At 23.8% G+C, this 26,389-nt stretch carries 25 protein-coding genes; 15 read left to right on the forward strand and 10 right to left on the reverse strand.

What is annotated here, in order from left to right; translation table 11 throughout:
• Positions 1–186 (forward strand): hypothetical protein (locus EV215_RS10530; RefSeq protein WP_208320374.1); only part of this gene is annotated, 186 nt, incomplete at its 5' end.
• 30 nt (positions 187–216) lie between these two features.
• Here the strand turns inward: EV215_RS10530 and EV215_RS09960 are convergent.
• Positions 217–2,346 (reverse strand): glutamine synthetase III family protein, encoded by a 2,130-nt coding sequence (locus EV215_RS09960; protein WP_134113865.1) that lies wholly within the window; start codon positions 2,344–2,346, stop codon positions 217–219.
• 259 nt (positions 2,347–2,605) lie between these two features.
• On the opposite strand from EV215_RS09960, the gene EV215_RS09965 reads away from it, so the two are divergent.
• Positions 2,606–4,549, forward strand: a complete 1,944-nt coding sequence (locus EV215_RS09965) for a fructose-1,6-bisphosphatase (RefSeq protein ID WP_134113866.1) — start codon at positions 2,606–2,608, stop codon at positions 4,547–4,549.
• Positions 4,550–4,556: 7 nt separating this feature from the next.
• Here the strand turns inward: EV215_RS09965 and EV215_RS09970 are convergent, their stop codons facing one another.
• From EV215_RS09970 to EV215_RS10000, 7 genes are all read right to left on the reverse strand, one after another.
• The gene (locus tag EV215_RS09970; RefSeq protein WP_134113867.1) at positions 4,557–5,189 is read right to left on the reverse strand and encodes a hypothetical protein; all 633 of its coding nucleotides are present in this window, start codon (positions 5,187–5,189) and stop codon (positions 4,557–4,559) included.
• A gap of 103 nt (positions 5,190–5,292) precedes the next feature.
• Positions 5,293–6,549, reverse strand: a complete 1,257-nt coding sequence (locus tag EV215_RS09975; protein ID WP_134113868.1) for a helix-turn-helix domain-containing protein — start codon at positions 6,547–6,549, stop codon at positions 5,293–5,295.
• Positions 6,550–6,678: 129 nt separating this feature from the next.
• Positions 6,679–7,101, reverse strand: a complete 423-nt coding sequence (locus EV215_RS09980; protein WP_134113869.1) for a DUF3783 domain-containing protein — start codon at positions 7,099–7,101, stop codon at positions 6,679–6,681.
• A gap of 82 nt (positions 7,102–7,183) precedes the next feature.
• Positions 7,184–8,158 carry a YeiH family protein gene (locus EV215_RS09985; protein ID WP_134113870.1) on the reverse strand — a complete coding sequence of 325 codons (975 nt, stop codon included), beginning with the start codon at positions 8,156–8,158 and terminating at the stop codon, positions 7,184–7,186.
• 133 nt (positions 8,159–8,291) lie between these two features.
• Positions 8,292–9,467, reverse strand: coding sequence for a tRNA nucleotidyltransferase/poly(A) polymerase-related protein (locus tag EV215_RS09990; RefSeq protein ID WP_134113871.1), 1,176 nt, complete (start codon positions 9,465–9,467; stop codon positions 8,292–8,294).
• 47 nt (positions 9,468–9,514) lie between these two features.
• A complete protein-coding gene (locus tag EV215_RS09995) occupies positions 9,515–10,177 on the reverse strand; it encodes a deoxynucleoside kinase (protein ID WP_134113872.1) in 663 nt (220 codons plus the stop codon).
• Between the two features lie 73 nt (positions 10,178–10,250).
• Positions 10,251–10,733, reverse strand: a complete 483-nt coding sequence (locus EV215_RS10000; RefSeq protein ID WP_208320375.1) for a GNAT family N-acetyltransferase — start codon at positions 10,731–10,733, stop codon at positions 10,251–10,253.
• A 148-nt stretch (positions 10,734–10,881) separates the two neighbouring features.
• On the opposite strand from EV215_RS10000, the gene EV215_RS10005 reads away from it, so the two are divergent.
• The 13 genes from EV215_RS10005 to EV215_RS10065 all read left to right on the forward strand — a co-directional run bounded on the left by EV215_RS10005 (position 10,882) and on the right by EV215_RS10065 (position 25,808).
• On the forward strand, positions 10,882–12,087 hold the full coding sequence (locus tag EV215_RS10005; protein WP_134113873.1) for a TolC family protein: 1,206 nt from the start codon (positions 10,882–10,884) through the stop codon (positions 12,085–12,087).
• A 9-nt stretch (positions 12,088–12,096) separates the two neighbouring features.
• Entirely contained in the window at positions 12,097–13,584 is a 1,488-nt protein-coding gene (locus EV215_RS10010; protein ID WP_134113874.1) for an HlyD family secretion protein, read from the forward strand.
• A gap of 17 nt (positions 13,585–13,601) precedes the next feature.
• The gene (locus EV215_RS10015) at positions 13,602–14,279 is read left to right on the forward strand and encodes an ABC transporter ATP-binding protein (RefSeq protein ID WP_134113875.1); all 678 of its coding nucleotides are present in this window, start codon (positions 13,602–13,604) and stop codon (positions 14,277–14,279) included.
• A 10-nt stretch (positions 14,280–14,289) separates the two neighbouring features.
• On the forward strand, positions 14,290–15,498 hold the full coding sequence (locus tag EV215_RS10020) for an ABC transporter permease (protein ID WP_134113876.1): 1,209 nt from the start codon (positions 14,290–14,292) through the stop codon (positions 15,496–15,498).
• A gap of 143 nt (positions 15,499–15,641) precedes the next feature.
• Positions 15,642–15,866, forward strand: a complete 225-nt coding sequence (locus tag EV215_RS10025) for a FeoA family protein (RefSeq protein WP_134113877.1) — start codon at positions 15,642–15,644, stop codon at positions 15,864–15,866.
• Between the two features lie 130 nt (positions 15,867–15,996).
• Positions 15,997–16,242, forward strand: a complete 246-nt coding sequence (locus EV215_RS10030) for a zinc ribbon domain-containing protein (protein ID WP_134113878.1) — start codon at positions 15,997–15,999, stop codon at positions 16,240–16,242.
• Positions 16,243–16,331: 89 nt separating this feature from the next.
• The gene (locus tag EV215_RS10035) at positions 16,332–17,834 is read left to right on the forward strand and encodes an HD domain-containing phosphohydrolase (protein WP_134113879.1); all 1,503 of its coding nucleotides are present in this window, start codon (positions 16,332–16,334) and stop codon (positions 17,832–17,834) included.
• A gap of 61 nt (positions 17,835–17,895) precedes the next feature.
• Positions 17,896–18,786 carry an MBL fold metallo-hydrolase gene (locus EV215_RS10040; RefSeq protein WP_134113880.1) on the forward strand — a complete coding sequence of 297 codons (891 nt, stop codon included), beginning with the start codon at positions 17,896–17,898 and terminating at the stop codon, positions 18,784–18,786.
• A 15-nt stretch (positions 18,787–18,801) separates the two neighbouring features.
• A complete protein-coding gene (locus EV215_RS10045; RefSeq protein WP_134113881.1) occupies positions 18,802–20,067 on the forward strand; it encodes a tetratricopeptide repeat protein in 1,266 nt (421 codons plus the stop codon).
• A gap of 10 nt (positions 20,068–20,077) precedes the next feature.
• Positions 20,078–21,097, forward strand: coding sequence for a FecR family protein (locus EV215_RS10050; protein ID WP_134113882.1), 1,020 nt, complete (start codon positions 20,078–20,080; stop codon positions 21,095–21,097).
• A gap of 21 nt (positions 21,098–21,118) precedes the next feature.
• Complete coding sequence (locus EV215_RS10055) at positions 21,119–21,871, forward strand: hypothetical protein (protein ID WP_134113883.1); 753 nt, start codon at positions 21,119–21,121, stop codon at positions 21,869–21,871.
• A 60-nt stretch (positions 21,872–21,931) separates the two neighbouring features.
• Entirely contained in the window at positions 21,932–23,473 is a 1,542-nt protein-coding gene (locus EV215_RS10060) for a hypothetical protein (RefSeq protein WP_134113884.1), read from the forward strand.
• 58 nt (positions 23,474–23,531) lie between these two features.
• Positions 23,532–25,808 carry a CHASE2 domain-containing protein gene (locus EV215_RS10065; RefSeq protein WP_166667405.1) on the forward strand — a complete coding sequence of 759 codons (2,277 nt, stop codon included), beginning with the start codon at positions 23,532–23,534 and terminating at the stop codon, positions 25,806–25,808.
• A gap of 26 nt (positions 25,809–25,834) precedes the next feature.
• On the opposite strand, the gene EV215_RS10735 is transcribed toward EV215_RS10065, so the two are convergent.
• A complete protein-coding gene (locus EV215_RS10735) occupies positions 25,835–26,086 on the reverse strand; it encodes a manganese efflux pump (protein WP_134113886.1) in 252 nt (83 codons plus the stop codon).
• On the reverse strand, positions 26,080–26,382 hold the full coding sequence (locus EV215_RS10705; RefSeq protein WP_134113887.1) for a manganese efflux pump MntP: 303 nt from the start codon (positions 26,380–26,382) through the stop codon (positions 26,080–26,082). Before EV215_RS10705 ends, EV215_RS10735 begins: the two co-directional genes overlap by 7 nt.
• Positions 26,383–26,389: the final 7 nt, after the last annotated feature.

Consider the following 26,389-nt stretch of genomic DNA (forward strand, 5'->3'; position numbering starts at 1 on the left):
TATAAAATAGAGCCATTATTAAGATTTATAGAAGAAGAAGAAGCAGAAATGAAGGAAAAGTTAAAATGGGGATATAACACAGCGTATATGCTAACAGGACAATTAAATGAACACCCAAGAGCAGCAATAAATTTTGTAAAAGAAGAAAGAAAAGATTATACAAAGTTTTATGAAGAAGTGATATAAAAAGGACTCGCAATAAGCGAGTCCAAAATATTATAATTTAAATAATAAATCTTCGTAAGTTGGGAATGGCCAAGTTTTTCTATCAACTAATTTTTCTAAAGCATCAGAAGCTTCTCTAATTTCAGCCATTTTTGCTTTTACTTTATCTCTATAGAATTTAGCTAATTCATGATTAGATTCTATAGAAGGAACTTCTTCAAGAAGTTTTTCTAATTCTATTTCTTTTTGTTTTAATACTTTACAATTTTCAAGTATTGATTTCAAAATTCTTTTTTGAGGTAATGTAAGTATTTCGCTTTCAGGCATAGCTTCTTTTACTTGATTAATAGTTTCAGCTAATTTTAAAGCATAATCATTACAAGCAGGGAAGATATAAGATTTAACCATATCTAACATTACTGTAGCTTCTATATTAAGATTTTTAGCATATGTTTCACAGTAAATATCAAATCTTGAATCTAATTCATCTTTTGATAGTACTTTTTGACTTTCAAATAATTCATAAGCTAAATCAGTAACTCCTATTTCTAATGCTGAAACTGTATCTTTAAGGTTCAATAATCCTCTTTTTTCAGCTTCAACTTTCCATTCTTCGCTATATCCATCACCATTAAAGACAATTCTATTATTTTCTTTATAAGAATCTATAACTAATTTTTGGATCGCTGAAATTTTATCATCAGCTTTTTCTAATTTATCAGCAAATTTATTTAATACTTCAGCAACTGCTGTATTTAATATAACATTTGGTCCTGCCAATGATTGATTTGAACCAACCATTCTAAATTCAAATTTATTTCCAGTAAATGCAAAAGGAGAAGTTCTGTTTCTATCTGTTAAATCTTTAGGTAATTTAGGTAGCGCATCTACTCCTATTTCTAATAATTGACCTTCTTTTGCTTCGTTAGTTTGTCCTTTTACTAAGTTTTCTAAAATTTCTGCTAATTGGTCTCCTAAGAACATAGAGATTATAGCAGGTGGAGCTTCATGCCCTCCTAATCTATGATCATTTCCAGCACTAGCAGCACTCATTCTTAGTAACCCTTGATATTTATTCACAGCTTCAATAATAGCAGTTAAGAATACTAAAAATTGAGCATTTTCATGAGGATTTTTACCAGGTTCTAATAAGTTTATTCCATCATCTGTAGCTAATGACCAGTTATTATGTTTACCAGAACCATTAACTCCAGCAAATGGTTTTTCATGTAATAAAGCAACTAATCCGTGTCTTAAAGCTACTTTTTCTATTGTTTCCATTGTTATTTGATTTTGATCTGTTGCTTGGTTTACAGTACTAAATACTAAAGCAACTTCAAATTGATTTGGAGCAACTTCATTATGTTTTGTTTTAGATGCTACTCCAAGTTTCCATAATTCATAATCAAGTTCTCTCATAAAAGCAGCAACTCTTTCTTTAATTCTTCCAAAATAATGGTCACTTAATTCTTGACCTTTTGAAGGCATAGCTCCTAAAACTGTTCTTCCTGACAACATTAAATCAGGTCTTTTAAAGAAGAAATCTCTATCAACTAAAAAATATTCTTGTTCTGGTCCAACAGTAGGAACAACTTTTTTTGAAGTAGTATTTCCTAAAGCTTTTAATACTCTAAGAGCAGCTTTTCCAACAGCATCCATTGATCTAAGTAATGGAACTTTTTTATCTAATGCTTCACCAGTATATGAAACAAAAGCAGTTGGTATATATAAAGTAGTTCCTTTTTCATCTTCTTTTAAAAATGCAGGTGAAGTAGTATCCCATGCAGTATATCCTCTAGCTTCAAATGTAGCTCTTAGTCCACCATTTGGAAATGATGAAGCATCTGGTTCTCCTTGTACTAATTCTTTTCCAGAAAATTCCATAATTACTTGACCATCAAAAGTAGGCGAAATAAAAGAATCATGTTTTTCAGCAGTTGAACCAGTTAATGGTTGAAACCAGTGAGTATAATGAGTGGCTCCTTTTTCTAAAGCCCAATCCTTCATTGCGTTTGCTATAACTTCTGCCACAGCAAGATCAAGAGTTTTTTCTCCATTTTGTACTTCTTTAAATTCTTTGTAAATTGATTTTGGAACTCTTTTTCTAAGAACTGAGTCACTAAAACAATTTTCTCCGTATAATTCACTAACAGATTTTTCTTTAAAATTAAATTCTGCCAATTTAATCCCCCCTATTTTTATTTTATATTTCTATTTATGTTTATTATACAATTTTTTTAATTTTAATCAAATATATAGTTTTAATATAAAGAATATATTAAATATATAAAATGAAATTTTGAATTTTTTTAAATCATAGAGTATATTTATTAGTAAGAAATGTTTGATAAAAATTTACAAAACATATAATTTATAAAAAATATATATAATACAGGCTTATAAAAAGAAAGGTAATATTTGAGAAAGAAGGGGTATTATAATGAAAAGTGATATTGAATATTTAAAATTATTATCAACACAGTATGAAAATATTGAAAAAGTTAGTTCTGAAATTATTAATTTAAGAGCCATACTAAATTTGCCAAAAGGAACAGAACATTTTTTAACAGATTTACATGGTGAATATAAAGCGTTTAGACATGCGTTAAAAAGTGCATCTGGAGTATTAAAATTTAAAATAGATGAGATATTTATATCTGAACTTATGGAAAAAGAAAAAATAGAATTACAAGGAATAATATATTATCCAGAAAAAAAATTAAAAATTTTAAAGAAAAAAGAAATATTAACAAAAGATTGGTATAAAGTTATACTATATAGATTGATAAGAGTATGTAAAGTAGTATCATCAAAATATAGTAGATCAAAAGTAAGAAAAGCACTTCCTGAAAATTTTAGATATATAATTGAAGAACTTTTACATTTGAAAGAAGAAGATCTTAATAAAAAAGATTATTATAATGAAATAATAGAAACAATTATTAATATAGGACAGGGCGAAAATTTTATTATTACAATAGCAAACCTTATCCAAAGATTGATTGTAGATAAACTACATATAGTAGGAGATATATTTGATAGGGGAGCATATCCACATAAAATTTTAGATTTGCTATTAGAGCATCACAATTGTGATATACAATGGGGAAATCATGATATTTTATGGATGGGGGCAGCTATGGGAAATAGAGCACTTATAGCTACAGCAATAAGAATATCATTGAGATATGGTAATTTAAGTTTATTAGAAGAGGGGTATGGATTTAATATGAGACCTCTTGCAAATTTTGTCCAAGAAGTGTACAAAGAAGAAAAAAATAATATATTTAATCCAATACTATTAAAAGATGAACTTAAAGAGGAAGAGAAAAAATTAATTTCGAAAATGCATAAGGCTATTGCAATAATTCAATTTAAATTAGAAGAAGAAATAATAAAAAATAGAAAAGAACTTCAAATGGAAAATGAACTATATTTATCGAGAATTAATTTTGATAAATATACAATAAATATAGCTGGGAAAGATTATAAATTAGTAGATAAGTACTTTCCAACAATAGATAAAATTGCTCCTGAAAAACTAACAGATAGAGAAGAAGAAATAATCTCTTATTTTGTGGACAGTTTTTTATCAAATGAAAAACTACAAAAGCATTTAAAATTTCTAATAAATAAAGGTTCTATATATTTGAAATATAATAACAATTTGCTTTTTCATGGATGTATACCTCTAGATGAAAATGGAGAATTGAAGTCTTTTAAATTTAAAGATAAAGAGTATAAAGGAAAAAAATTATTAGATTTCTTTGATCACATTGTAAGAAAATCCTATAATTTTAAAAACGAAAAAGAAGATTATAGAGACTATATGTGGTATTTATGGCGAGGAAAATGTTCACCGCTTTTTGGAAAACAAAAAATGACAACTTTTCTTAATTATTTTATAAATGATAAAGAAACAATAATAGAAGTTAAAAACCCTTATTATAAGTTAAGAGAAAAAGAAGAGACTTGTAAAAAGATTTTAATTGATTTTGAAATGAATCCGGAAACTGCTCATATAGTAAATGGACATACACCAGTATTAGAAAAAAGAGGAGAAAGTCCAATAAAAGCAAAAGGGAAATTATTTGTTATTGATGGTGGTTTTTCTCAAGCATATCAATCAAAAACAGGAATTGCAGGGTATACTTTAGTATATAATTCTTATGGACTTCGTATAATATCACATAAGCCTTTTATATCTGTAAAAAAAGTATTAGAAGAAGGAGATGATGTGGTTTTAGCAAATGAAATTATAGAAAGACAAGAAAGACAAAAAGTAAAAGATACAGATATAGGAAAAGAATTAGAAAGAAAAATTGAGGACTTATTAGATTTATTAAAAGCATATAATCAAGGCTGTATAAAGGAAAAAATCTAGTTTTATACTAGATTTTTCCCATTTGTATATATATTTTTGATAAAAATAAAGTTACATAAAAAGGGTTTTGCTCAATTGGAAAGTTTAATTGACAAAAGAGAATAGCTTCAAGTGCTTCAAAATCATCTTCGCTCTCAGCTTTTTCACAAATATTAAATATACTTTTCTTAATAGTAATTAAATTTTCTTTTTTTGAAAAATAATATTTAACTCCATTTTCAATAATATCATTAATATTTGCATCTATTCCATATTTTCCAATCCGTTCTTTTACTTGTTTAGCATAAAGTGTTATAGAATCATCGGCTTCAAAAATATTAAAATAATTTGGATGAAGTTGTAAAAATTCTTGCATTTTTTCAAGCAAATGATCAATATCTTCAATTGAAAAAACTTCTAAAAGCTTTTCATAAGTTCTATTAAAATTAATATCAATTTCGTCATTTGTATCATTTAAAATATCAATAAAATGGTCATTTGCGAGATTTAATATAGCTGAACGAATTATTTGTTTATCCATATTGATTTTATCAGCTAAATCAGTATAATTTAATTTATAATTTGTAAATTTTGATGTAGGAGGAATAAGCGTTTTTAAAATATTAAAAAAAGCAATTTCTTTAATAGTATTTTTTTTCATATCATAATATCTCCTTTTCTACTAAATAATAGAGTATTTTTTCTAAAAAATAATATAGTTTTATTACTTTTTATACTAAAAAAAAACAGTTTTCCTTTTTTTATTATAAATTTTTTATTAGTTTTAACAAATTGTCAATATAATTGTTTTTTTCATAATATTTAATTAACTGATAAATTAATGTACTTGATTTAGATATATATTCTTTATGTATAAAATCTAAAACTATTTTTTCAATAAATAATATATTTTCAAAATCATTTTGAGAAATAGAATCTTTTAAAAATAATTCTGTGATCTCTAATACATTATTATTAAATATAAAATTATTTTTAATTAAATTTTTATAAAAAAAATCTACTTCAGAATAATTATTGAGTTTTGAAAATAATTTTATTACTTCACAATAAACCTCTTGTTTTGTTAAATAGTTGTTATTTAAGTTATTAATATTTTCTTTTATATAATTTATACATTCATCTTTATTATTTAAATAATTTAGCTCATAATTAATAAAACATAGTCCTATTCTTCCTAAAATATTTAGATTAGGATATTTAGATTCTATTAATTCAGAATAAAATTCTGAAGCTAAAGAATAATTTTTTAAATAATAATGAGATTCAGCAAGAAAATTTTTTGAAATAAGAGAAAATATATTATTATATTGAGTTAAGAAATTATATTTTTCAATATCATTTATGCATTTTTTATACATTTTTTTTTGAATATAGACACTTCTTCTTATATTTAATAATAAAAACATATTTGTATAATCTAAAGTCTGAATTTTTGGTTCAATTAAAGAAAAAATAGTTAAAAATTCTTCATAATGTCTAAGATTATAAAGTGATAAAAGAAAATTGAAAATATATTGATAAAGTATTTTATCGTCACTATTATTTATAATGAAATCTAATGATTTTGAGTAATATAAAATAGCTTTAAAAAATTTTTGTTGATTAAAATAATAGTTAGCTATTTTGTTGTAAAGATTTATTTTTTCTATTGAATCGTATTTATCAATAAGAAAATTATCAATTTCTATAATAACATTTTCAGAATAATCAGATTTTTCTAGTAATAAATTATATTCTTTGATAATATTTTTTACTTGACTTTCAACCGATTCTAATAAATAATCTAAAGATATTTTATCTTTAAGACCTCTTTTTTTTAAAATATCATTTATTTTATCAACAATTATTTTAGCCGTCTTTTCGGTTAAATTATTTTTTCCAGTTTCTATCATGCTAATAGTATTTCTTTTTATTATATTACCTGTTATTTCAGATTGTTTTAATCCATATTTTTTTCTAATTAATTTTAATTTTTCATTTGGAGTTATTATTTTTTTCATAAAATCCACCTTAATATATAATAAAATTGATATAAATAATAATTATACTATATCATTAAATTTTATATAAAACAAGTATTATTAAATAAAAAAGCTCTATTTTTTATTTGAAAAAATAGAGCTTTTTTATTATTTGTTTTGTGTGTGTAATTTTTTAAATTCTTCTCTTTCTTTCATTAATTCTGTAATTAAATCAATAAATTTCCATGATTTAGAAGTAGGTGTAACTACTGCAAAAAGAGGTCTTTGTAAATTTAATAATTTAAATTTTGAAATAAATTCATTTAATTCTTTATCTGAAACAGCGTTAAAGACAATAGCTTTTTCATTGATTTTAGATATTGAAGTAGAATTATCTAGATTATTTATTACTAATTCTTCTAAAGTATGATGTGTTTTTTCAGTAGGGATATGAATAAAATGTTCTATTCCTATTTTTTTTGAAAATTCATTTATAATTGAATTTTCTTCTTGAGAATACCCATATGCTAAAATGCAATTTTTTCCTTCGGGTCTTTCTATACTATTTTCATCTATTTTTGTAAAAGACATATTAACCTCCTAATAATTTTGAGTATAAAACTATTTTATAGTAATATTATAATTGGTTTAATAAAAAATATCAAGAAAAAGTTTAAAATATTATTTTAATCAATAAAATAGCTGAAAAAATTTGAACTATTTCTATTAATAATTCTAATAAAATTAATTTCTTTCCTTTTTCTATTAATGCAGAAAAATTTATTTTTAATCCAACTGCAGCCATAGAAAATACTAATAACCATTTTCCAATTCTATTAATAAAATTTATGATATATATAGGGAATATATTTATTGATGAAATTATACTTAAAACAAAAAATCCTATAATAAAATATGGAATTTTTATGATATTAAATTTAGAATTTTTATTTTCTAGCTTAATTTTTTCTTTTGACATTATTAAGTCTAATATAATTATAACAATTCCTAAACTTAGTACTCTTCCCATTTTAATTGCTGTTGCTATGGCTCCAACATTATTATTTACAGAAAATCCAGAAGCTACAACTTGACCAACAGCTTGTAATGTACCTCCAATTAATGTACCTTTTTGTAAATCACTAAAACCGACGATTGAACCGATAATAGGCATAAAAAATATTCCAAATGTTCCCATTAAATTTACTGCAGCAATAGATAAACCAATACTTTCATCATCTGCTTCTAAAATAGGTGCAGTAGCTGCTATTGCTGATGAACCACAAACTGCATTTCCAGTACCTAAAAGTAACCCAAACTTTTTATTAAAGCCAAAGAATCTACTTATAAATGCTCCTGTTAAAATAGTAATAGTTATCATTAAAGTTATAAAAATAAGAGATTTTAATCCTAATTTCATTAAGATAGTAAAATTTAATTCAGTTCCTAAAAGCATTATAGCAATTGGTAAAAGTTTTTTTTCAGTTAAATTTACTCCTTTTATAAAAGATTGATTTTTTAAAAATAAATTTCTTACTAAAATTCCTAAAAAAATAGCAATAGCTACACTTCCTATTCCTGGAATAAAAAAAGAAAAAATTGTTGCTAAAATTCCTAAAAAAATAGATAACAAAATTCCATAAATCATTTACTTACCTCCATATTTTGTAGTATATTTATTTTAAATTTTTTAAAAAATAGCTAAAAAAATTATTATGATTATATATTTTTTACTAGTATAACATTATATTTATTAAAATATCTAGTATTAAAAATTATTATTATATTTTGTTTATAAAAATATATCGATTGTTTATTAATTTATAACATAATTCTAAGCCTTTCAAATGTGTATTAAAAAGATTATTAAGTTGCATATTATAAAGTATTTTTAATATTTTTCCATAATATTTTTGATTAAGATTAGGATAATATTTTAATAAATCTTTTCCTTGAATAATAGGAGATAAATCAGATTTTTTCATATTATAATTATTTAGTATTTTTTTTATTTTTATATTATTTGAATTAATATTATTAATAGCAGAATATAGAGTTAAAAGATTGTCAAAATTAGTAGAAATAACAATTCTTTTTAGTTTTGTTAAGTCAAAATTATTATATAAAGAATTAAAATGTGAGTAATAAAAAGTTAAAGAGTAAATATTATTAAAAAGAGTTTTATTATTAGTAATTTTTTTTAAATTGTTTTTTAGTATTTTTTTATCTGTATAAAAAAATAAAATAGCTAAAATTATTGAGGTGTTTTTCTTTTTTAGTCTATTTAAAGAAAATAAAATATTATTTTTAAAATTAAAATCAGAAAATAAAACATTAAAAATTTTTAAATCATTTAAATATTTTATAGCTTTTGAAATATTATCTACATTATTAAAAATTTTTTCAAATTCATTAAATATTCTTTCTTTTTTTTCTGTTTTTATTAATTGAACAGAGTTTTTTATAGTTTTAGCGGTTTTAGAGTCAATATGAAAATTGTATTTTGAATATAAATAAACAGCTCTAAAAATTCGAATAGGGTCTTTTTTTATATTATCTAAATTATTTAATTTGATTATTTTGTTTTTTAAATCTATAAGGCCATTGGAAAAATCAATAAATTTATTTGTTTTAAGATTGTAATAAATACTATTAATTGAAAAATCTCTTCTATTAATAGAATTATAAATATTATTATTTGTAGATATTTCTATATTATCTAATAAAATAATAGGATATTTTTTTCCAACAATTTTTGTTTTTGGATATAATGATTTTAAGAGAGAATAAAGGTCATTAAATGTGATGTTATAGACTTCAATATCATAATCTTTTTCTTTAATTTCTAAAAAATAATCTCGAATATATCCACCAGTAAGAAAAGGAATTCCATTATTTTCTATAATTAAGTTTATAATTTTATTAAATTTCAAATTATTAATTTTTAAATTATTCATAAGCTCACCTATAATAAACCCTCTTGGCAAGCAAGAGGGTTTGTGTATTATTTATTTAATTTTTCTCTAATAAGATTAAAAATATATTCTCTATCTTTTAAATTGTCTCTAGGATCAAGTTTATCCATATCTAAAATTATTAAATCAGATAAATTATAGCTATTAAAATATTCTTCATAATGTTTATTTAAACTTTCCCAATAGCTTCTATCTACAATAAGTTCATAATCTCTACCACGTTCTTTTATTTTTTTTATTGCATTATCTACACTAGTTTTCATATATATCATAAGTTTTGGTTTTTCTATATATCTAAGCATGTTTGATAAAAGTTCCTCATAAACAGCAAAATTTTCTATACTCATTTCTCCATCTTCCATAAGCATTCTAGAAAAAATAACATCGCCATATATACTTCTATCCATTATACAATCATCAAGCTTTGAAGCTTCTTTAATCATAGAAAATCGTTTATTTAAAAAAAATACTTGTAAAGGAAAAGAATATCTTTTTTTATCATGATAAAATTTATCTAAAAAAGGATTATTAATAACAGGTTCTCTAAAAAATTTTATTCCAAATTCTTCTGATAATAATTCTCCTAAAGTACTTTTCCCAACACCAACAACACCATCTAAACATACTGCTCCACTCATAGTTTTTTCTCCTAAGTCTAAATTGTTAAAAAAATTTTTGTAATAACTTTTCATAATAACCTCACATAATTTTATGGTTTCCGTGTAATTATAACTTATTTTATAATTTTGTTCAAGTAATATAAAACTAATCTTTTTTATATTGATAAATATATTCCTCAGTTTTTTCTTTTATTTTTTTAAAATTAAGTTTTTCTAATAAATTTATTGAAGGTGTGTTATCTTTATGTACATTAGCCATTATTCTATAATTACCTTTAGAAAATATCCAATCAATACAAGAAATAACAACTTCTGAAATATAGCCTTTTTTTTGATAATTGGGATTAATTGTATACCCTAACCAAAATGATTTTTTTTCTTGTAATAAAAAAATATCTCCAATGAGAGTATTAGTTTCCTTGTTAATTATTGCTAATTGAACTCCAAATTTTAAATGTTTTTTTGGGAGTAAATCTTTTATATATTGTTCTTTTGTAAGACCTTTATAATCTTGATATTTCATCCATTCAAGATTATTTCTATATTTTATAAATTCATCGATATCTTTTTCAATAAAATTTCTTACAATACATCTTTTTGATTCAAAAATAAAATTATTTTTATTCAAAATTATCACTCCATTTTTGTTTTAAATATAGGAAATTTTAGCATAAATTAAAGAAAAACACAAAAAAATATGTTTTTCACATTTTCTTCACAAATAAATTATATTATCTATATGGACAGTATAATTTAATAAATGAAAGGAGAAACAAATGAAAAAAGTTATTATGTTAATTTTTATAATTAGTAGTTTATCCTATGCAACAGAACTAACATTAAATAAATCATTAGAGATAGCTATTAAAAATAATTTAAGCATTAGATCATTAAAAGTTGACAATAAAAATCTCGAAAAAGATTTAGAAATAACAGAAAATAATAAGTATGGTGATATAAAATATAATGTAAATGCATCAACAGATATATCCAAAACATCGTATTCAACATCGATATTGTATTCACAACCTATTTTTACTGGAGGAAAAATAACAGAGAAAATAAATATAGCTAAATATAATGTGAGAAAAGGAGAAATAACAGAAAATAATATTATTTCTCAAATTTCAACGAATGTAATTGATAAATATATAGAAGCTCTAAATTATAAGAAGAAAATAGATTATTATGAAAACAGTATAGAAGAATTAAAGAACGAATATAAAAAAATAAAATTAAAATATGAAAATAAAAAAGCAACTAAAATGGATCTTCTTCAAATAGAAGCCAATATTTTAAGTAAAGAAAGTGAACTTATAGATATATCAAATCAATATGAAATATCTATTCAAAATATAAAAAATTTATTAAATATTGAAAATGATTTTGATGTAACAGATTTTGATGTAGAGATAAATAATATTGATTATGAAAATGATTTAAATAAAATAATAAATACAAATGAAGTAAAAACAAAAGAAATAGAATTAAAAATAGCAGAAAGCAATCTTAAAATAGATAAAGCAGCCTATTTACCAGAGGTTAATCTTGATTTAAGTTACGGTGGAAATGGAAATAATATAACAGATTCTGTAAAAAATGCAGAGGTTAATATAGGAGTTAGTATAAGTGGAACTTTATTTGATTTTAATGAAACAAAAAACAATATATATATAGCCAAGAAGGATATAGAAAAAATAAATATTGAAAAAGAAAAAGAGATAGATGATTTGCAACTGACATTAAAAACATCATATTTAAATATAAAAAGAATAAATAAATCAATTATTTCAAAAGAGAAAGAAATAGAATTAAAAACAGAAATATTTAAATTGAATAAAATAAAATATGAAAATAATCAATTAACATTAGAAGATTATTTAAATAGTGAAAATGATTTATTATTATCACAACTTAAACTAGTAGAATTAAAAACAACTCTTTATACAGAATATCAAAACTATTTAGATACAATAAATTAGGAGGGGAAAATGAAAAAAAGTATAATAGGATTATTAATAATAGTATTGGGGATTTCAGGATATTATTTTTTGTTGAATGGGAATAAGAAAAATGAAAAAGAAGTAAAAGATAATAAAGTAATAGTAATACCTGTAAGAGAAACAGAATTTAAGAATTCTATAACAGCAGATGGAAAAGTGGAATTGAAAAATGAAGAAGAAATATTTATAAATAAAGCTTTGAGAGTAGAAAAAGTTAATTTTGAAGAAGATGATACAGTAAAAGCTGGAGATATACTTATTACATTTGATGAAGAGGAAAGAAATGATTTGATTAGAGAAATTGAAAGCAAAAAAATTCAAATAAAAGAACAAAATTTAATTATTGAAAATAATAAATTTGAAACAAGTAATATTGATATAGAAAGCCAAAAATTAGAAATGGAAAATATTAAAAAAGATATAGAGAATATAAAAAATAATCTTATTTTAGCTAAACTATCTCTTGAAAATTTAAATAAAGAGTTAGAAGATGCTAAAAAAGAATACGAAGTAAATAAAGAACTTTTTGAAATAGAAGGAGTAACTATAACAGAATTAAATAATAGTAAAAATACAGTAAATAGTTTAAGTGAATCAATTAAGCAAAAAGAAAATGAAATTAATAGCTATAAAAAAGAATTAATTCAAAAAAATGATGAATATGAATTATCTAATAAAAAATTAATAAAATTACAATATGATTATAAGAAAGCGGAAACTGTAAGAAAAAATACAATAAAGGAAGCAAACTATGCTATACAACGATTAGAGCTAGATATAGCAACACTTGAAGAAGATCTTGAGAAAACTGTAAAATATATAGCTAGTCCTGTAGATGGAACTATAACAGAAAATAACGCAACTGAAAATTTTATGGCTAGTACAGATACATATCTTATGAAAATAGCGGATATTAATTCACAAATAATAACAGCAGAGGTATCAGCAGAAGACATAGACAATGTAAAAGTAGGACAAGATGTAATAATAACATTTAATGATAAAAAAACATTAGGAAAAGTAAGTAAAATATCATCAGTAGCTACTACAGTATCAGGAAATGGTTATGAAGATGTATATGTAGAAATAGAAGTAACATATGACTCAAAAACAGCTGGATTTAGACCAGGATATAGTGTAGAATTAGAAATAGTTACCAGTAAAATAGAAAATGCAAAAGTAGTATCATCTTTTGCAATAAAAAAAGATGGTAAGAATAATTATGTATTAGTATATAATAATGGAGAAGCCCAAAGAAAAAATATTAAAATAATAGAGAAAACTAAAAAAATATCAGTAATAGAAGGATTAGAAATAGGAGATAAAGTAATAGTAAATTCGGCTAATATTAAAGCAGGAGATAAAGTAGTATTGACAGATAAAATAATAAGTGAAATTCCAAAAAATACATCACAAGATGATAACGAAGAACCAGGACCAGGGCCAGGATTAGGTGGTGGGAAAAGACCAAATTAATAAAAGGAGATAAAGATATGATTATTTTAGAAAACATTAATAAAATATATAAAACAGGAGATATTGAAGTACATGCTTTAAAAAATATAAATTTACACATAAAAATGAAGGAATTTACAGCAATTATAGGGAGCAGTGGTAGTGGTAAATCTACAATGATGAATATATTAGGGTGTCTTGACACTGCTACTTCTGGAAAATATTTATTAAACGGATTAGACATTTCGCAAATAAAAGAAGATAAAATAGCTGAAGTAAGAAATAAACAAATAGGGTTTGTATTTCAATCTTTTAATTTGTTACCAAAACTTACAGCGGTACAAAATGTAGAATTACCTATGATGTATGCGGGGATTCATGCACATGAAAGACATGAAAGAGCTAAAAAGGCATTAGAGAGAGTAGGATTAGAAGATAGAATTCACCATAGACCAAATGAACTATCAGGAGGACAAAGACAAAGAGTAGCAATTGCTAGATCTCTTGTAAATAATCCTGCAATAATTTTAGCGGATGAGCCTACAGGAAATTTAGATAGTAAATCAGAAAAAGAGATAATCGAGATTTTTAAAGAGTTAAACAAAGAGGGAGTAACAATAGTAATGGTTACTCATGAACCTGAAATAGCAGCTAATTGTAAAAGAGCAATAACTTTTAAAGATGGGGAGATTATCTCTGATAAGATAAATTATTAGGAGGTATCTAATGAATATAAATGAAACTTTGAAATCAGCATTTCAAAGTCTTGTAAGTAATAAAATTCGTTCAAGTTTAACCATGCTTGGAATAATTATAGGGATTTCATCAGTTATCATGATATCGATGATTGGGAAAGGAAGTCAACAATCAATAACAGGTGATTTAAAAGATGTAATGGATAGAACGGTGACAATATCTGTCCAATCTGATGATGAAGTATTGAGTAAAAAAGATTATATTACAAAAGATGATTTGGAAGAAATATCAAAAATTAATGGAATAGAAGGAATAACACCAGATATAGCCTCTAGAGGCGGTGTAATGTTAAATGAAAAAAGAAAATTTAGTAAAATAACAGGGACTAATGAAAATGGTTTGTATGTAAATGGATATGACCTTTTATATGGAAGAGAGTTTACAGAAGAAGAAGTAGAAAAAGCGGATAGAGTAGTGCTTATAGATGATGTATATGCTATGAAAAGATTTGGAAGAATAGATGTAGTAGGAGAAGAATTAAAGATTGATGTAGGGGGAGGGAAAAGTTATAATTTTATAATAGTGGGGATATTTGAAAATCCTATGAAAAGTTTATTAAGTACATTAGGTGGAAGAGAGATGTATTTTCCATTTTTACCATATACTACCTTTCAAAAATATGTAAATGATACTCAAATATCACAAATAAAATTTAAGATAAATGATATAAATCAAAAAGACAGTATAGCTGATAAAGTAGTAAGTTATTTAGAAAAATCACATAATAAAAAAGATATCTATGAAATAGGAAGTAGTAGTTCACCATTAGATTCATTCAACAATATACTTTCTACAGTATCGTTATTACTTACATCAGTAGCAGCTATATCATTACTTGTAGGTGGTATAGGGGTGATGAATATAATGCTTGTAACAGTAACAGAAAGAACAAGAGAGATAGGAATAAGAAAAGCAATTGGAGCTAAAAATAAAGATATATTAACTCAATTTTTAATAGAATCAGTTACACTTACATTAGTTGGCGGATTATTAGGAATAGTATTAGGATATAGTATTAGTACGATAGTAGGGAATATTATGAATATTCAACCAATATTAAGTATATGGATGTTAATGTTAGCAGTATTTGTATCAGGAGGAATTGGAGTAATTTTTGGAACGTTTCCAGCAAAAAAAGCAGCAGAGCTTAATCCGATAGATGCACTTAGACATGAATAAAATTAAATAACTTTAATAAGATTCCCATTTCAAAAAAATAGATGGGAATTTTATTATATATTGACATAGGATAATAGTTTTAATATAATGAAGTATATTTATATAATATTAGAAAAACAAAAAATAATATAATGAGGTGCAAAATGTTATTAACTGAGCTTAAACGAGGTGAACAAGCAAAAATAATAAAAATAGGTGATATAGGGGAGTTAAAAAAAAGACTTATTGACATGGGAGTAACTAGCGGTGAAATTATTAGTTTTAAAAGAAATGCTCCTTTAGGAGATCCAAAACAATATGTGATAAGAAATACTAATATAGCAATCAGAAAGAAAGACGCAAAAAAAATAATTATTGAAAAAATATAAATTTTTTTAATAATAAAAAAGTGTAAGCACTGACACTTTATAATAATAAGGTTACTAAAAAATAGATTTTGAATAAAAAAATATGAAATATAGAAAAATTATATTGAGCTAATAGTGAAAGGAAATAAGTATGAAGGAAAATATAAAAAAAACAGGAATTTGTCCTATATGCAATAATGTCATGAGTAAAAATAATAGAACAGGAGAATATTTTTGTGAAATATGTAATGAAGCTTATGTAAAAAGAGCTACTTGTAATAAATGTGGAAAAGAAGTAGAATTATTATCAGCTTGTGGGGCTTTACAATTTTTTTGTAATACATGTAACGAATTAAAGTCTAAAAAAAGTGTAAATTTATTTTTTAAGAAAAAATAATAAAAAAATAGAGGAAATTCCTCTATTTTTTTAATATTATAAATAGAAAAAGTTTTAAGAAAATTTTAAGAAAATTGTGGGGAGAAGAAATGGAGTTAGATTATAAAAAATTATTAAATGACCTTATAAAAATCGCAATATCGTTATCTGCAGAAAGAGATATAGAGAAATTATTAAATATAATCTTAAAAGAAAGTATGAGAATAACCTGTAGTGACGGTGGAAGCATATATGTAAAAGAAACAGATGAGAAAGGTAAAGATTATTTAAGATTTGCAATAACTCATAATGTCTCAAGAAAAATAGATTTTAATGAATTTACTCTTCCTTTAGACAGGAACAGTATAGCGGGATATGTTGGGTTTAGTAAAAAAACTCTAATATTAAAAAATGTAAATAATATTGATGAAAATATTGGATTAAAATATAATTCTAGTTTTGATGAAAAAATAAATTATCAAACAGTAAATATGCTTGTAATACCGATGTTAGATTATAATCATGAGCTTGTGGGAGTATTACAACTTATAAATAAAAAATCAGATTATAATTTGATTTTAGAAAAAAAAGAAGAGATACGAAAACAAATTTTAGAGTATAATAAAATTGAAGCACAAATCATCAGTTCTTTAGCATCTCAAGCAGCTATTCTTATTGAAAGAACAAAACTTTACAATTCTATTGAAAATCTTTTACAATCGTTTATTGAATCTATGGTTATGACTTTAGAAAAAAGAGATAATACTACTTCTGGTCATTCAAGACGTTTAGCAGGATATGCATTAAAATTTTTAGAAACAGTAAGTAAAGTAAATTATGGAAAATATGCTTATACAAAATATGATAAAAATCAAATAAAGGAGATATATTATGCAGCACTTCTTCATGATATAGGTAAAATAGGAGTTAAAGAATATATTTTACAAAAAAGAGATAGACTTACTGAAGATAGAATTAATGTAATTAAATATAGATATAAATATTTTAGAGAAATATTATCTCAAAATGGAGAAATTGAAAAAATAAAAAAATATGATGAATATATAAAGTTTATAGAAGAAACTAATAAAAAAGGTTATTTACAAGAAGAAGAAGAGGAAAAATTAAAAGAAATATATAATGAAAAAATAAAAATAAATGAGAAAGAAGAAAAAATTATAGATGAATTTGAATATAAAAATTTATCAATCAAAAGAGGAAATTTAACTGATAAAGAGAGAGAAGAAATGATAGAACATGTAGTATATTCAAAAGAGATTTTAGATGGAATAAAATGGACAAAACAATTAAAAAACGTACCAATAATAGCAGGAGGACATCATGAAAAAATAGATGGTTCAGGATATCCGCTAGGATTAAAAGGCGATGAAATAACGACACAAGCAAAAATATTAGCTATTTTAGATATTTTTGAAGCTCTTACAGCAAGAGATAGACCATATAAACCTCCTATGTCAGTAGATAAAGCTATAAGTATTTTAAAAAAAGAAGTTGAAGCAAATCATTTGGAAAAAGATTTATTAGATATATTTTTAAAAGAAAAAATATATGAATTGTATAAAGAAGAATTGGATAAAATAATAAAATTGTAATATAAATTTATTGAAAAGTCATTTATTATAAAAATTATGATAAATAATAGGAGGGAAATTAATGGCGGATGATATAAAAATAAAATTTTGGGGAGTACGAGGTAGTCATAATGTGTTTGGTGACCAATATAAAAAATATGGTGGGAATACTACATGTTTATCTATTGAAATTGGTAAAAAAATAATGATATTTGATGCAGGAACAGGGATAATCAATTATGGTAAAGATATATTGAAAAATAAAAAAAATACAGAAATTAATATATTTTTTACGCATACACATATAGATCATATACAAGGTTTGATGTACTTTACACCTATTTATATGAAAAAATATTTTTTTAATTTTATAGGTTCAGCAGTATTTACAGCAAGTTTTAGTGATATTTTAACTAATATAATGAGTCATCAATATTTTCCAGTAAAATTTAGACAAACAGGAAGTTATAAAAGAATATATGAAACCCATGATAATCAAATTATTATAATTAGAAAAGATAGTAACAATATAGAAATTTATAACAAAAATTATGAAACATATGAAATAGAAAAAGAAGATATAGTAGTTACTTGTATGCATGCAATTAATCATCCAGTTGGGGGAGTAAATATATACAAAGTAGAATATAAAAATAAAAAAATTGTATTTGCAACGGATGTTGAAAGTTATGTAGGTGGAGATGAAAAATTAATTGAATTTAGTAAAAATGTAGATATTTTGATACATGATAGTGCTTATTTAAATGATGAATACAAATTAAAACAAGGATGGGGGCATAGTACTCCTGAAATGGCAGCAGTAAATGCAAAGAAGGCGGAAGTAAAAAAACTTTATTTAACGCATCATAGTCCAGATGATACAGATGAAATTGTAGATAAAAAAGTAGAAATAGCAAGAAAAATATTTAAAGAAAGTTATTTAGCATATGAAACTTTGGAAATAAAATTATAGTTTGGGGGAGAATTTATGAAAAAAGTTTTTTTAGGAATGTTTTTTATTTATAGCACTATTTTTGCTATAGAAAACTTAGAAACAAGTAATAATCAAAAATTAAACAAAGTAGAAGGGCTCGACTTAATAGCAATATTAGTAGAAAATGAAAATTATAATTTGGCTAATGATTTATTAAAAAATTTATCTGTTGAAGAAAAACAAGGGGAAAAATATTATAAAAATTTAGCAAAAATAAAAAATGGTCTTTCTGAAAAGGATGAAGCAATAAAATATTATAAATATATTTTAGAAAATTTTGATAATATTGATAAATTATATTACAATTTTGAATTATTAAAAATATATGTAACTGATGAAAAATATAATAATGAAGTTATAAAAACTATAAAAAAAATCAAAAAATTTAAACTAGATAAAAAAAGTAAAAATAAATTAAAAGAACTTGAAAGAATTTATAAGAAAAAAGCTAATATTGAATATCTAAAAAATATAGAGTTAGGATTAGGATATAATGACAATTTATATACATTAAAAGAAAATAAAATTGGAGATATGTATACAAATATGAACTTTACTCTAATGGGAGTTAATAAAATATCAGACAATTATAATCTTACTTTTTTTACCTCTTATAGAAATCAACTTTATTCAAAAGAAACTACTAAAACAAATCATAATATATTTATAGGAGGACAACCTCAATATTTTATTAATGATACATTAAATATATCAGCGCCTAGTATGTTTAAATTAACATTTGAAAATGGGAAATATAGTGAATTTGGGATAAATATAGGGGTATTATCATTTAAAACTATAAATGATAAATCAAATATTAATTTTGGAATAGATATAGGATATAAAAATAATAAAATAGATAATTATAAAGGAACTACGATGACTCTTTATTCAACTTATAATTATTTAGATCAAAAAGAAATATTAAATACAATTAATTTTATAACTGGAAAAGAGAAATATAATGAAAGTACTTATGATAATAATTATATAAATATAGGAATAAATAGAACTCAAAAATTTAAAGAAAAATATAATATGAATTATGGATATATATTGTCTTATAAATTGAATAGTTTAGAAATTGATGGAGTTAAGAAAAAAGATATATCACATAACATAGCTGGAAATATTAGTGGGAAAACAATATGGGAAATGAATTGGAGCGTTGGGTATACATTTATATATGGAAATTCAAATATCAATTCATATGATTATATAAATAATATTATATCAACTACACTTAGTAGAGAGTTTTAGGAGGGAAATTATGAAAAAGACAATTTTAATGATATTTTATATAATGATTTTTAATATTATATTTAGTGCCTCTGAATTAGATTCTCTACTTCAAGATGATACAGAAAAATTCAAAGACTTATTAACTGAAGATACTATAAATGAAGTACCTAAAAAAGCTTTTGTATCAAAATTAAATGGGCAAGCATTTTTAAAACTGGATAATGATGATAGTTGGTATCAACTAGTTGAAAATGCAGAAATAGAAGAAAAAATGACTATTTTAACTACAGAAAAAACAACACTTTCACTTAAAATGGAAGATGGAAGCTTTGTAAATATAGGAGAAAAAACAAAAGTTTATATAGAGTCACTAAAAGGAAGACCACAAACAGAAGAAATAACAGAAACAGGGTTAAATCTATTATGGGGGAAAATATATTCAAATGTAAAGAAAAAAGTAGAAACAGGTGCAAAATACGAAGTAAAAACAGGAAGTGTAGTTGCCGGTGTTAGAGGAACAAAATTTACAGTATCGGCGGCTAAAAATGGTCGTTCTGATATTACAGTTTTTTCAGGAATTGTAAGTGTAAAAAAGATAGGTAGTGATTTAGAAATACTTGTAAACAAAAATCAAAAGGTAAAAGTAGATAGAAAAGGTAGTATAGGAGAAATAGAGCAACATCAAGAAACACCACCAGAAGAAGAAATAAACCCAGAAGAAACTATAGCAATTGTTGCTGAAAAAATAGAAGAAGTAAAAGAAACAAAAGAAGAATCTGAAGAAATAAAAACTCTAAAAGAAAAAGCAATAGAAAAAAAAGAGACTATAAAAGAAAAATCAAAAGAAGTAGTTTCAGAAGTAAAAGATGGGGTAAAAGAGGAAACAGTTAATACAAACCCAGAAGTAATATCATTAAAAAACAATTTAACTATGATTGATAATTTTGTTAATCAAACTGTAGATCAAGCAAATGCAGTAGAAATAATTAAGAAAATACAAGAAATAGAAGAAGATAAAACAAATAAATTAATAATACAGATTAAGTAAGATTAAAAAGGGGTAAAATAAATGAAAAAAGTAATTATGAGTGTCTTATTATTAATGATAGTTGGTTGTATTAATTATCAAGAAGAAAAGCCAAAAGGTGAATTAAAATTTATGATAAATTGGCCTAAAAAAGAGATAAATACAAATGTTAGTACAAATATATTACCAGAAACAAAAAAAATATCAATATATTTATTTAAATATGATGGAAATAATTATAATAATTCTATAGAAATAAAAAAGGAAATAATTAGAAATGGTGAAAGTGAATATTTAATTACAATTGATGATTTGGAAGTTGGGAATTGGTCTATTGATATGAAAGCATATAATAGTTTAGATAAAGAATTAAATTTTATATATGATGATATCGTTATAAACGAAGGGACAAATGCTTATACAGTATTTTTTGGTGGGCCTAACAACATATATGGTATTTCTTTGGATACTACGACAAATCTTAGTGATTTTACTGGAATAGAATTTGAATCTATGGGATCAAATTATAGCCATATTAATGTAGATTCTTCAACATACTCACAATATGATCATATTACTTATACATTATATGTAAGTACAAATTCAGATATGTCTAATGCTGTGCAAATATCAGAAGTAAGTTCTACTTATAGCGGAGAAATTATAAAATTCAATTATCCAATTGATTTTCCTTCATATGAGTTTACTCCAGGTCAAAAATATTATTTTAAAATTAGAGGTGAAAATACTATAGGTTATAAAGATAGCAATATATTTACTATTAGTTTTCAATAATAGTAAATATGAAAAATAGGATTAAAGCATTTTATATTAAAAAATTAAGGAGGAAAATAAATGAAAAAAATAGGGATAATATTAATATTATTTACACTTTTGGGATGTTTTAATAATAGTAATGATGTAAAAGAACAGGTGAAAAATGCTACTGATATAACAAAAGGTGATGGTGAGTTTGTATTTAATGTAAAATGGCCTAAGAAAAATATAGTACAAAATTCTAATATAATGGCAAATATACTTCCTGAAACTCAGACTATTGAAATTAATTTAAATCATGCCACTTTACAACAATCAAAATCTGTATCAATAGTTTATCCGGCTACATCAGCTAGTATTGATAATCTTTTAGCTGGACAATGGAATATCGATATTTCTGGTAAAGATAATCAAAATAATCCATTAAATGTTATATATGATTATTTAAATATTGGACCAGGAGTTAATTCTTATACTGCTATCTTTGGAGCGCCTAATATTATTTATAATACAAGTGTTGAAGGGAAAACTGTCTACCCATATGATAATAAATCAAATGTAAATGCGGGAGATATTATATATGTAGATATTTCAAGCTTTAGTGGAATACAATTTGATTCTGTAGAATCAAATTGTAATTCTGATTTTGTTAGCCCATCATCGATAGATAATAATATTAATTATCAATTATATTTTGGAACAGCACCAACTTCATTATCTTTACAATCTGCAACAAAAAATTCAACAAGTTCAAATATACAATTACACTTTGATTATCCAAGTGATTTTACTACTACAGTTACAGCGCCAAATGATTATTATTATAAAATAGTTGCATCAAATAGTCATGGAAGTACACATTCGCATATATTTAAAATAAAAATGTACGATAAAGGCATAGTAATAAATGATTATATAGAAAAATATAAAAATTTTGCATTTGAACTTTGGAAATATTTTTATTTTGCACAAGCTTCTACACAGGCAGCTATTTCTACAGAATATGTTGATTTAATGGATAGTAATAATAGTACAACAGGTGGATTATTAATAACAGCAGATGAGTATGGACGTGCAACACAAGTAGAAAAATTATTTAGTAATTCAACAAATTCAAATATACAATATTTAGATTATAATGAGGCACAATTAATATCTCTTCATGATGATAGTAATAAATTTGAAGCATTATTAAAATATGATACGAACGGAAATATTGAAGCTGTTGAAGTGTATGAAGACAAAGATGGTAATAATAATATAGATTATAATACAGAACTAATAGAAAAATTTTATAATATAAATTATGACACAAATAATCATTTACAATCATTTAAATATGATAAATATTCATATAGTACAAATACATCACCATCGTATATAGATGTAAATAAAACTTATGATGCAAATGTTACTTATTTAGGAGATCATTTTACAAGTTTAAAATATTATTATAATAGTAGTAATGTAGCTGAAATACAGTATGATTTTACTACAACACCTGGAGTAGTAACAGTAGATTATCACAGATATAGTAATGAAACATCTGATGAACATTTTAGAAATGATGAGAAAGAGATTTATACTAGTGAAAGTAGTGTAACAATGACAATAGATTAGGAGAAAAATGATGTTACGAAAAAATATAATTAAAAGTGGGTATATTATACTCACTTTTATGATTTTTATTTATATAATATACACAAATCTTGGAATGACTTTTTTTGAAATTTTTGAAGTAAAAACATATGATATGAGATATAAAGCAATGGATATATTTGAGAAAAAAAATCGCGAATATGATGTAGTGATAGCTGGTGTTGATGAAAAAAGTTTAATTGAAATAGGTAAATGGCCTTGGGAAAGAAGTATACATGGCAAACTAGTTACAGCTTTAACTGAATATGGGGTAAAAAGTATAGGATTTGATGTATCTTTTACAGAAGAAGGTGTATCAAAAGATAAAATAGATTATAAAAAAAATATGAAAACAATAGTGGCTACTAAATATAAGCAAGGAATTATACCAGAACAAGATGCTATTGAACTTTTAAAAGAAATAAATAAACTTGATACAGACCAAGACTATGAATTTGCTTTAGCATTAAAGAAAGCAAAAAATACTGTAATAGGAACTTATAATATTATGGATATAGCAGAAGATATATCTAGATTTGAGTATAATAAAATATATTATCAAAAAAGCCGTTTTTATAAAATAAATGGAATATTAGACGAAATAAAAGAAGTAGGAAGAACAGGAGAAAGACGTGTAAAACCGTTTGAAATATATAAAATAATTCCTCCTATAGATATTATTGCAAAATTTGCATATGGAATAGCACCTTATGATGTAGGTAGACCAGATATAGATGGAGTTCTTAGAGGAATTGTTACTGTTACAAAAGAAAATTTATCAAATTTGTATTTTCCACCATTGTACTTATTAGTGTACTTAAAATCAGAAAATTTAAGTATAAAGGATAATGTAGTATTAGATTTAAAAAATTCTAAAATAGATATTTTTAAAGATGAAAAACTATACAAAACTATACCAACAAATATAAATGGTTATCAAAGGCTTTTCTTTTATGGGAAAGGGCATACATTTAAATATATATCATATACAGATATTATTAATAAAAGAGTAGATAAAAAAGAACTTGAAAACAAAATAGTATTAGTAGGATATACAGATAGTGCAAAAGGACTATATGATTTAAGGGTAACACCTCTTGATCCTAACACACCAGGAGTAGAGCTTCATGCAACAGCTATTCAAAATCTTATTGATAATAAATTTATGAAAAGAATAGAGGTAAAAGGAGAAGTACCACTTTTATTTTTATTTGGAAGTTTAATTATATTTATATTGTCAATAAAGGATATAAATTTAGCACTTTCAAATATTTTAACTAATAGTGTTATAGTGACGTACTTGATTTTATCTTATATTTTATTTAGAAAAGGTCTGTGGATAGAAGTTTTTTATCCAATTGTCGTTTTTATCTTAATATATTTAATTTTAACAATAGAAAATTATTTTTTAGAAGGTAAAGAAAAAAAATATATAAGGAATGTATTTGGGCATTATATTTCACCGATACTTGTAGAAGAGTTAGTAAAAAAACCGGAAATGTTGAAACTTGGAGGAGAAAAAAGAGAGCTTACTGCATTTTTTTCGGATATACAAGGATTTACTTCTATTTCTGAAAAAATGAGTCCAGAAGAATTAGTTGAATTTTTAAATGATTATTTATCAGTTTCAACTAATATTATATTAGAATATAAAGGAACTATTGATAAATATATAGGAGATGCGGTAATGGCTATCTTTGGAGCACCAATCCAATTAGAGAATAATGCTTTAAATGCATGTTTTGCAGCACTAGAATACCAAGAAAAATTAGTAGAATTTAGAGAAAAATATAAAGAGAGTGGATATCCGCCGATATATGCAAGAATTGGTATAAACAGTGGAGAAATGGTAGTAGGGAATATGGGATGTAATATAGGTGAAAATAAAAAGTTTAATTACACTATAATAGGCGATGAAGTAAATTTAGCCTCAAGGCTTGAAGGTGCTAATAAAATGTATGGAACTTATATAATGATAAGTGAAAATACATATAAAAAAGTAAAAGAAGACGTAGAAGCAAGACTTTTAGATTTAGCAAGAGTTAAAGGTAAAAAAGTAGCAGTAAAAACTTATGAACTAATGGCTAAAAAAGGAGAATTATCTCAAGAAAAATTAAAATTAAAAGAATTATATGAAAAAGGCTTAGATTTTTATTTTAATAAAGAATGGAAAAAATCAAAAGAGATGTTTTTAAAAGCAATTGAAGTAGATGAAAATGATGGACCGAGTAAGCTTTATATAAAAAGAATAGAAGAATATATAAAAAATCCTCCACCAGAAGACTGGGATGGAGTATATACATTTACTACAAAATAAAAAGTGAGTTTTTCTCACTTTTTATTTTATATAAAAAAAGTTTTTATGCCAAGAATTATAAGAACAAAAGCACCAAAAAATTCTGCCTTTGTGGTTAAAAATTTATTTGCTTTATTTCCAATATACACTCCACTAAAACAAATAATAAAAGTAATAAATCCTATGATAGCAACTGAAAATATAATATTTAAATGTTTTGTAAAAGCTAAAGAAAATCCAGCGGCTAGCGCATCTATGCTTGTAGCAATAGCAAGAAGAATAAGGTTATAGTTTAACATTTACCATTTCTTTCGCATTGTTCCTCTTTGTATGCTTCATGTAGCATTTTAAGACCTATTCCAATTAATAAAACAGATCCAATTATATTATTATAATTATGAACTAAATTATAAATACTTTTTCCTAAAAAAAATCCTAATAATGGCATGAATGCCTGAAAAATAGAAAAAGTAAGTGCTACAGTAAGTGCTTGGTTTATTTTTAATCTTTTAACAGCAACACCTTGAGATATAGATACTGCAAAAGCATCCATTGCTAATCCGATACTTAATAAAATCAATGTAAAAATAGTCATAAATTCT

This window comes from Hypnocyclicus thermotrophus, from assembly GCF_004365575.1.
Lineage (GTDB): Bacteria > Fusobacteriota > Fusobacteriia > Fusobacteriales > Fusobacteriaceae > Hypnocyclicus > Hypnocyclicus thermotrophus.

What these genes read in the sequence shown, in the direction of transcription:
- EV215_RS10020 (WP_134113876.1), top strand. Translation starts at nt 14,290, where the DNA reads ATGAATATAAATGAAACTTTGAAATCAGCATTTCAAAGTCTTGTAAGT.
- EV215_RS10040 (WP_134113880.1), top strand. Translation starts at nt 17,896, where the DNA reads ATGGCGGATGATATAAAAATAAAATTTTGGGGAGTACGAGGTAGTCAT.
- EV215_RS09990 (WP_134113871.1), bottom strand. Translation starts at nt 9,467, where the DNA reads ATGAATAATTTAAAAATTAATAATTTGAAATTTAATAAAATTATAAAC.
- EV215_RS10005 (WP_134113873.1), top strand. Translation starts at nt 10,882, where the DNA reads ATGAAAAAAGTTATTATGTTAATTTTTATAATTAGTAGTTTATCCTAT.
- EV215_RS09975 (WP_134113868.1), bottom strand. Translation starts at nt 6,549, where the DNA reads ATGAAAAAAATAATAACTCCAAATGAAAAATTAAAATTAATTAGAAAA.
- EV215_RS09980 (WP_134113869.1), bottom strand. Translation starts at nt 7,101, where the DNA reads ATGTCTTTTACAAAAATAGATGAAAATAGTATAGAAAGACCCGAAGGA.
- EV215_RS10055 (WP_134113883.1), top strand. Translation starts at nt 21,119, where the DNA reads ATGAAAAAAGTAATTATGAGTGTCTTATTATTAATGATAGTTGGTTGT.
- EV215_RS10735 (WP_134113886.1), bottom strand. Translation starts at nt 26,086, where the DNA reads ATGTTAAACTATAACCTTATTCTTCTTGCTATTGCTACAAGCATAGAT.
- EV215_RS09970 (WP_134113867.1), bottom strand. Translation starts at nt 5,189, where the DNA reads ATGAAAAAAAATACTATTAAAGAAATTGCTTTTTTTAATATTTTAAAA.
- EV215_RS10060 (WP_134113884.1), top strand. Translation starts at nt 21,932, where the DNA reads ATGAAAAAAATAGGGATAATATTAATATTATTTACACTTTTGGGATGT.
- EV215_RS09985 (WP_134113870.1), bottom strand. Translation starts at nt 8,158, where the DNA reads ATGATTTATGGAATTTTGTTATCTATTTTTTTAGGAATTTTAGCAACA.
- EV215_RS10065 (WP_166667405.1), top strand. Translation starts at nt 23,532, where the DNA reads ATGATTTTTATTTATATAATATACACAAATCTTGGAATGACTTTTTTT.
- EV215_RS10025 (WP_134113877.1), top strand. Translation starts at nt 15,642, where the DNA reads ATGTTATTAACTGAGCTTAAACGAGGTGAACAAGCAAAAATAATAAAA.
- EV215_RS10030 (WP_134113878.1), top strand. Translation starts at nt 15,997, where the DNA reads ATGAAGGAAAATATAAAAAAAACAGGAATTTGTCCTATATGCAATAAT.
- EV215_RS10705 (WP_134113887.1), bottom strand. Translation starts at nt 26,382, where the DNA reads ATGACTATTTTTACATTGATTTTATTAAGTATCGGATTAGCAATGGAT.
- EV215_RS10035 (WP_134113879.1), top strand. Translation starts at nt 16,332, where the DNA reads ATGGAGTTAGATTATAAAAAATTATTAAATGACCTTATAAAAATCGCA.
- EV215_RS10010 (WP_134113874.1), top strand. Translation starts at nt 12,097, where the DNA reads ATGAAAAAAAGTATAATAGGATTATTAATAATAGTATTGGGGATTTCA.
- EV215_RS09995 (WP_134113872.1), bottom strand. Translation starts at nt 10,177, where the DNA reads ATGAAAAGTTATTACAAAAATTTTTTTAACAATTTAGACTTAGGAGAA.
- EV215_RS09965 (WP_134113866.1), top strand. Translation starts at nt 2,606, where the DNA reads ATGAAAAGTGATATTGAATATTTAAAATTATTATCAACACAGTATGAA.
- EV215_RS10015 (WP_134113875.1), top strand. Translation starts at nt 13,602, where the DNA reads ATGATTATTTTAGAAAACATTAATAAAATATATAAAACAGGAGATATT.
- EV215_RS10045 (WP_134113881.1), top strand. Translation starts at nt 18,802, where the DNA reads ATGAAAAAAGTTTTTTTAGGAATGTTTTTTATTTATAGCACTATTTTT.
- EV215_RS10050 (WP_134113882.1), top strand. Translation starts at nt 20,078, where the DNA reads ATGAAAAAGACAATTTTAATGATATTTTATATAATGATTTTTAATATT.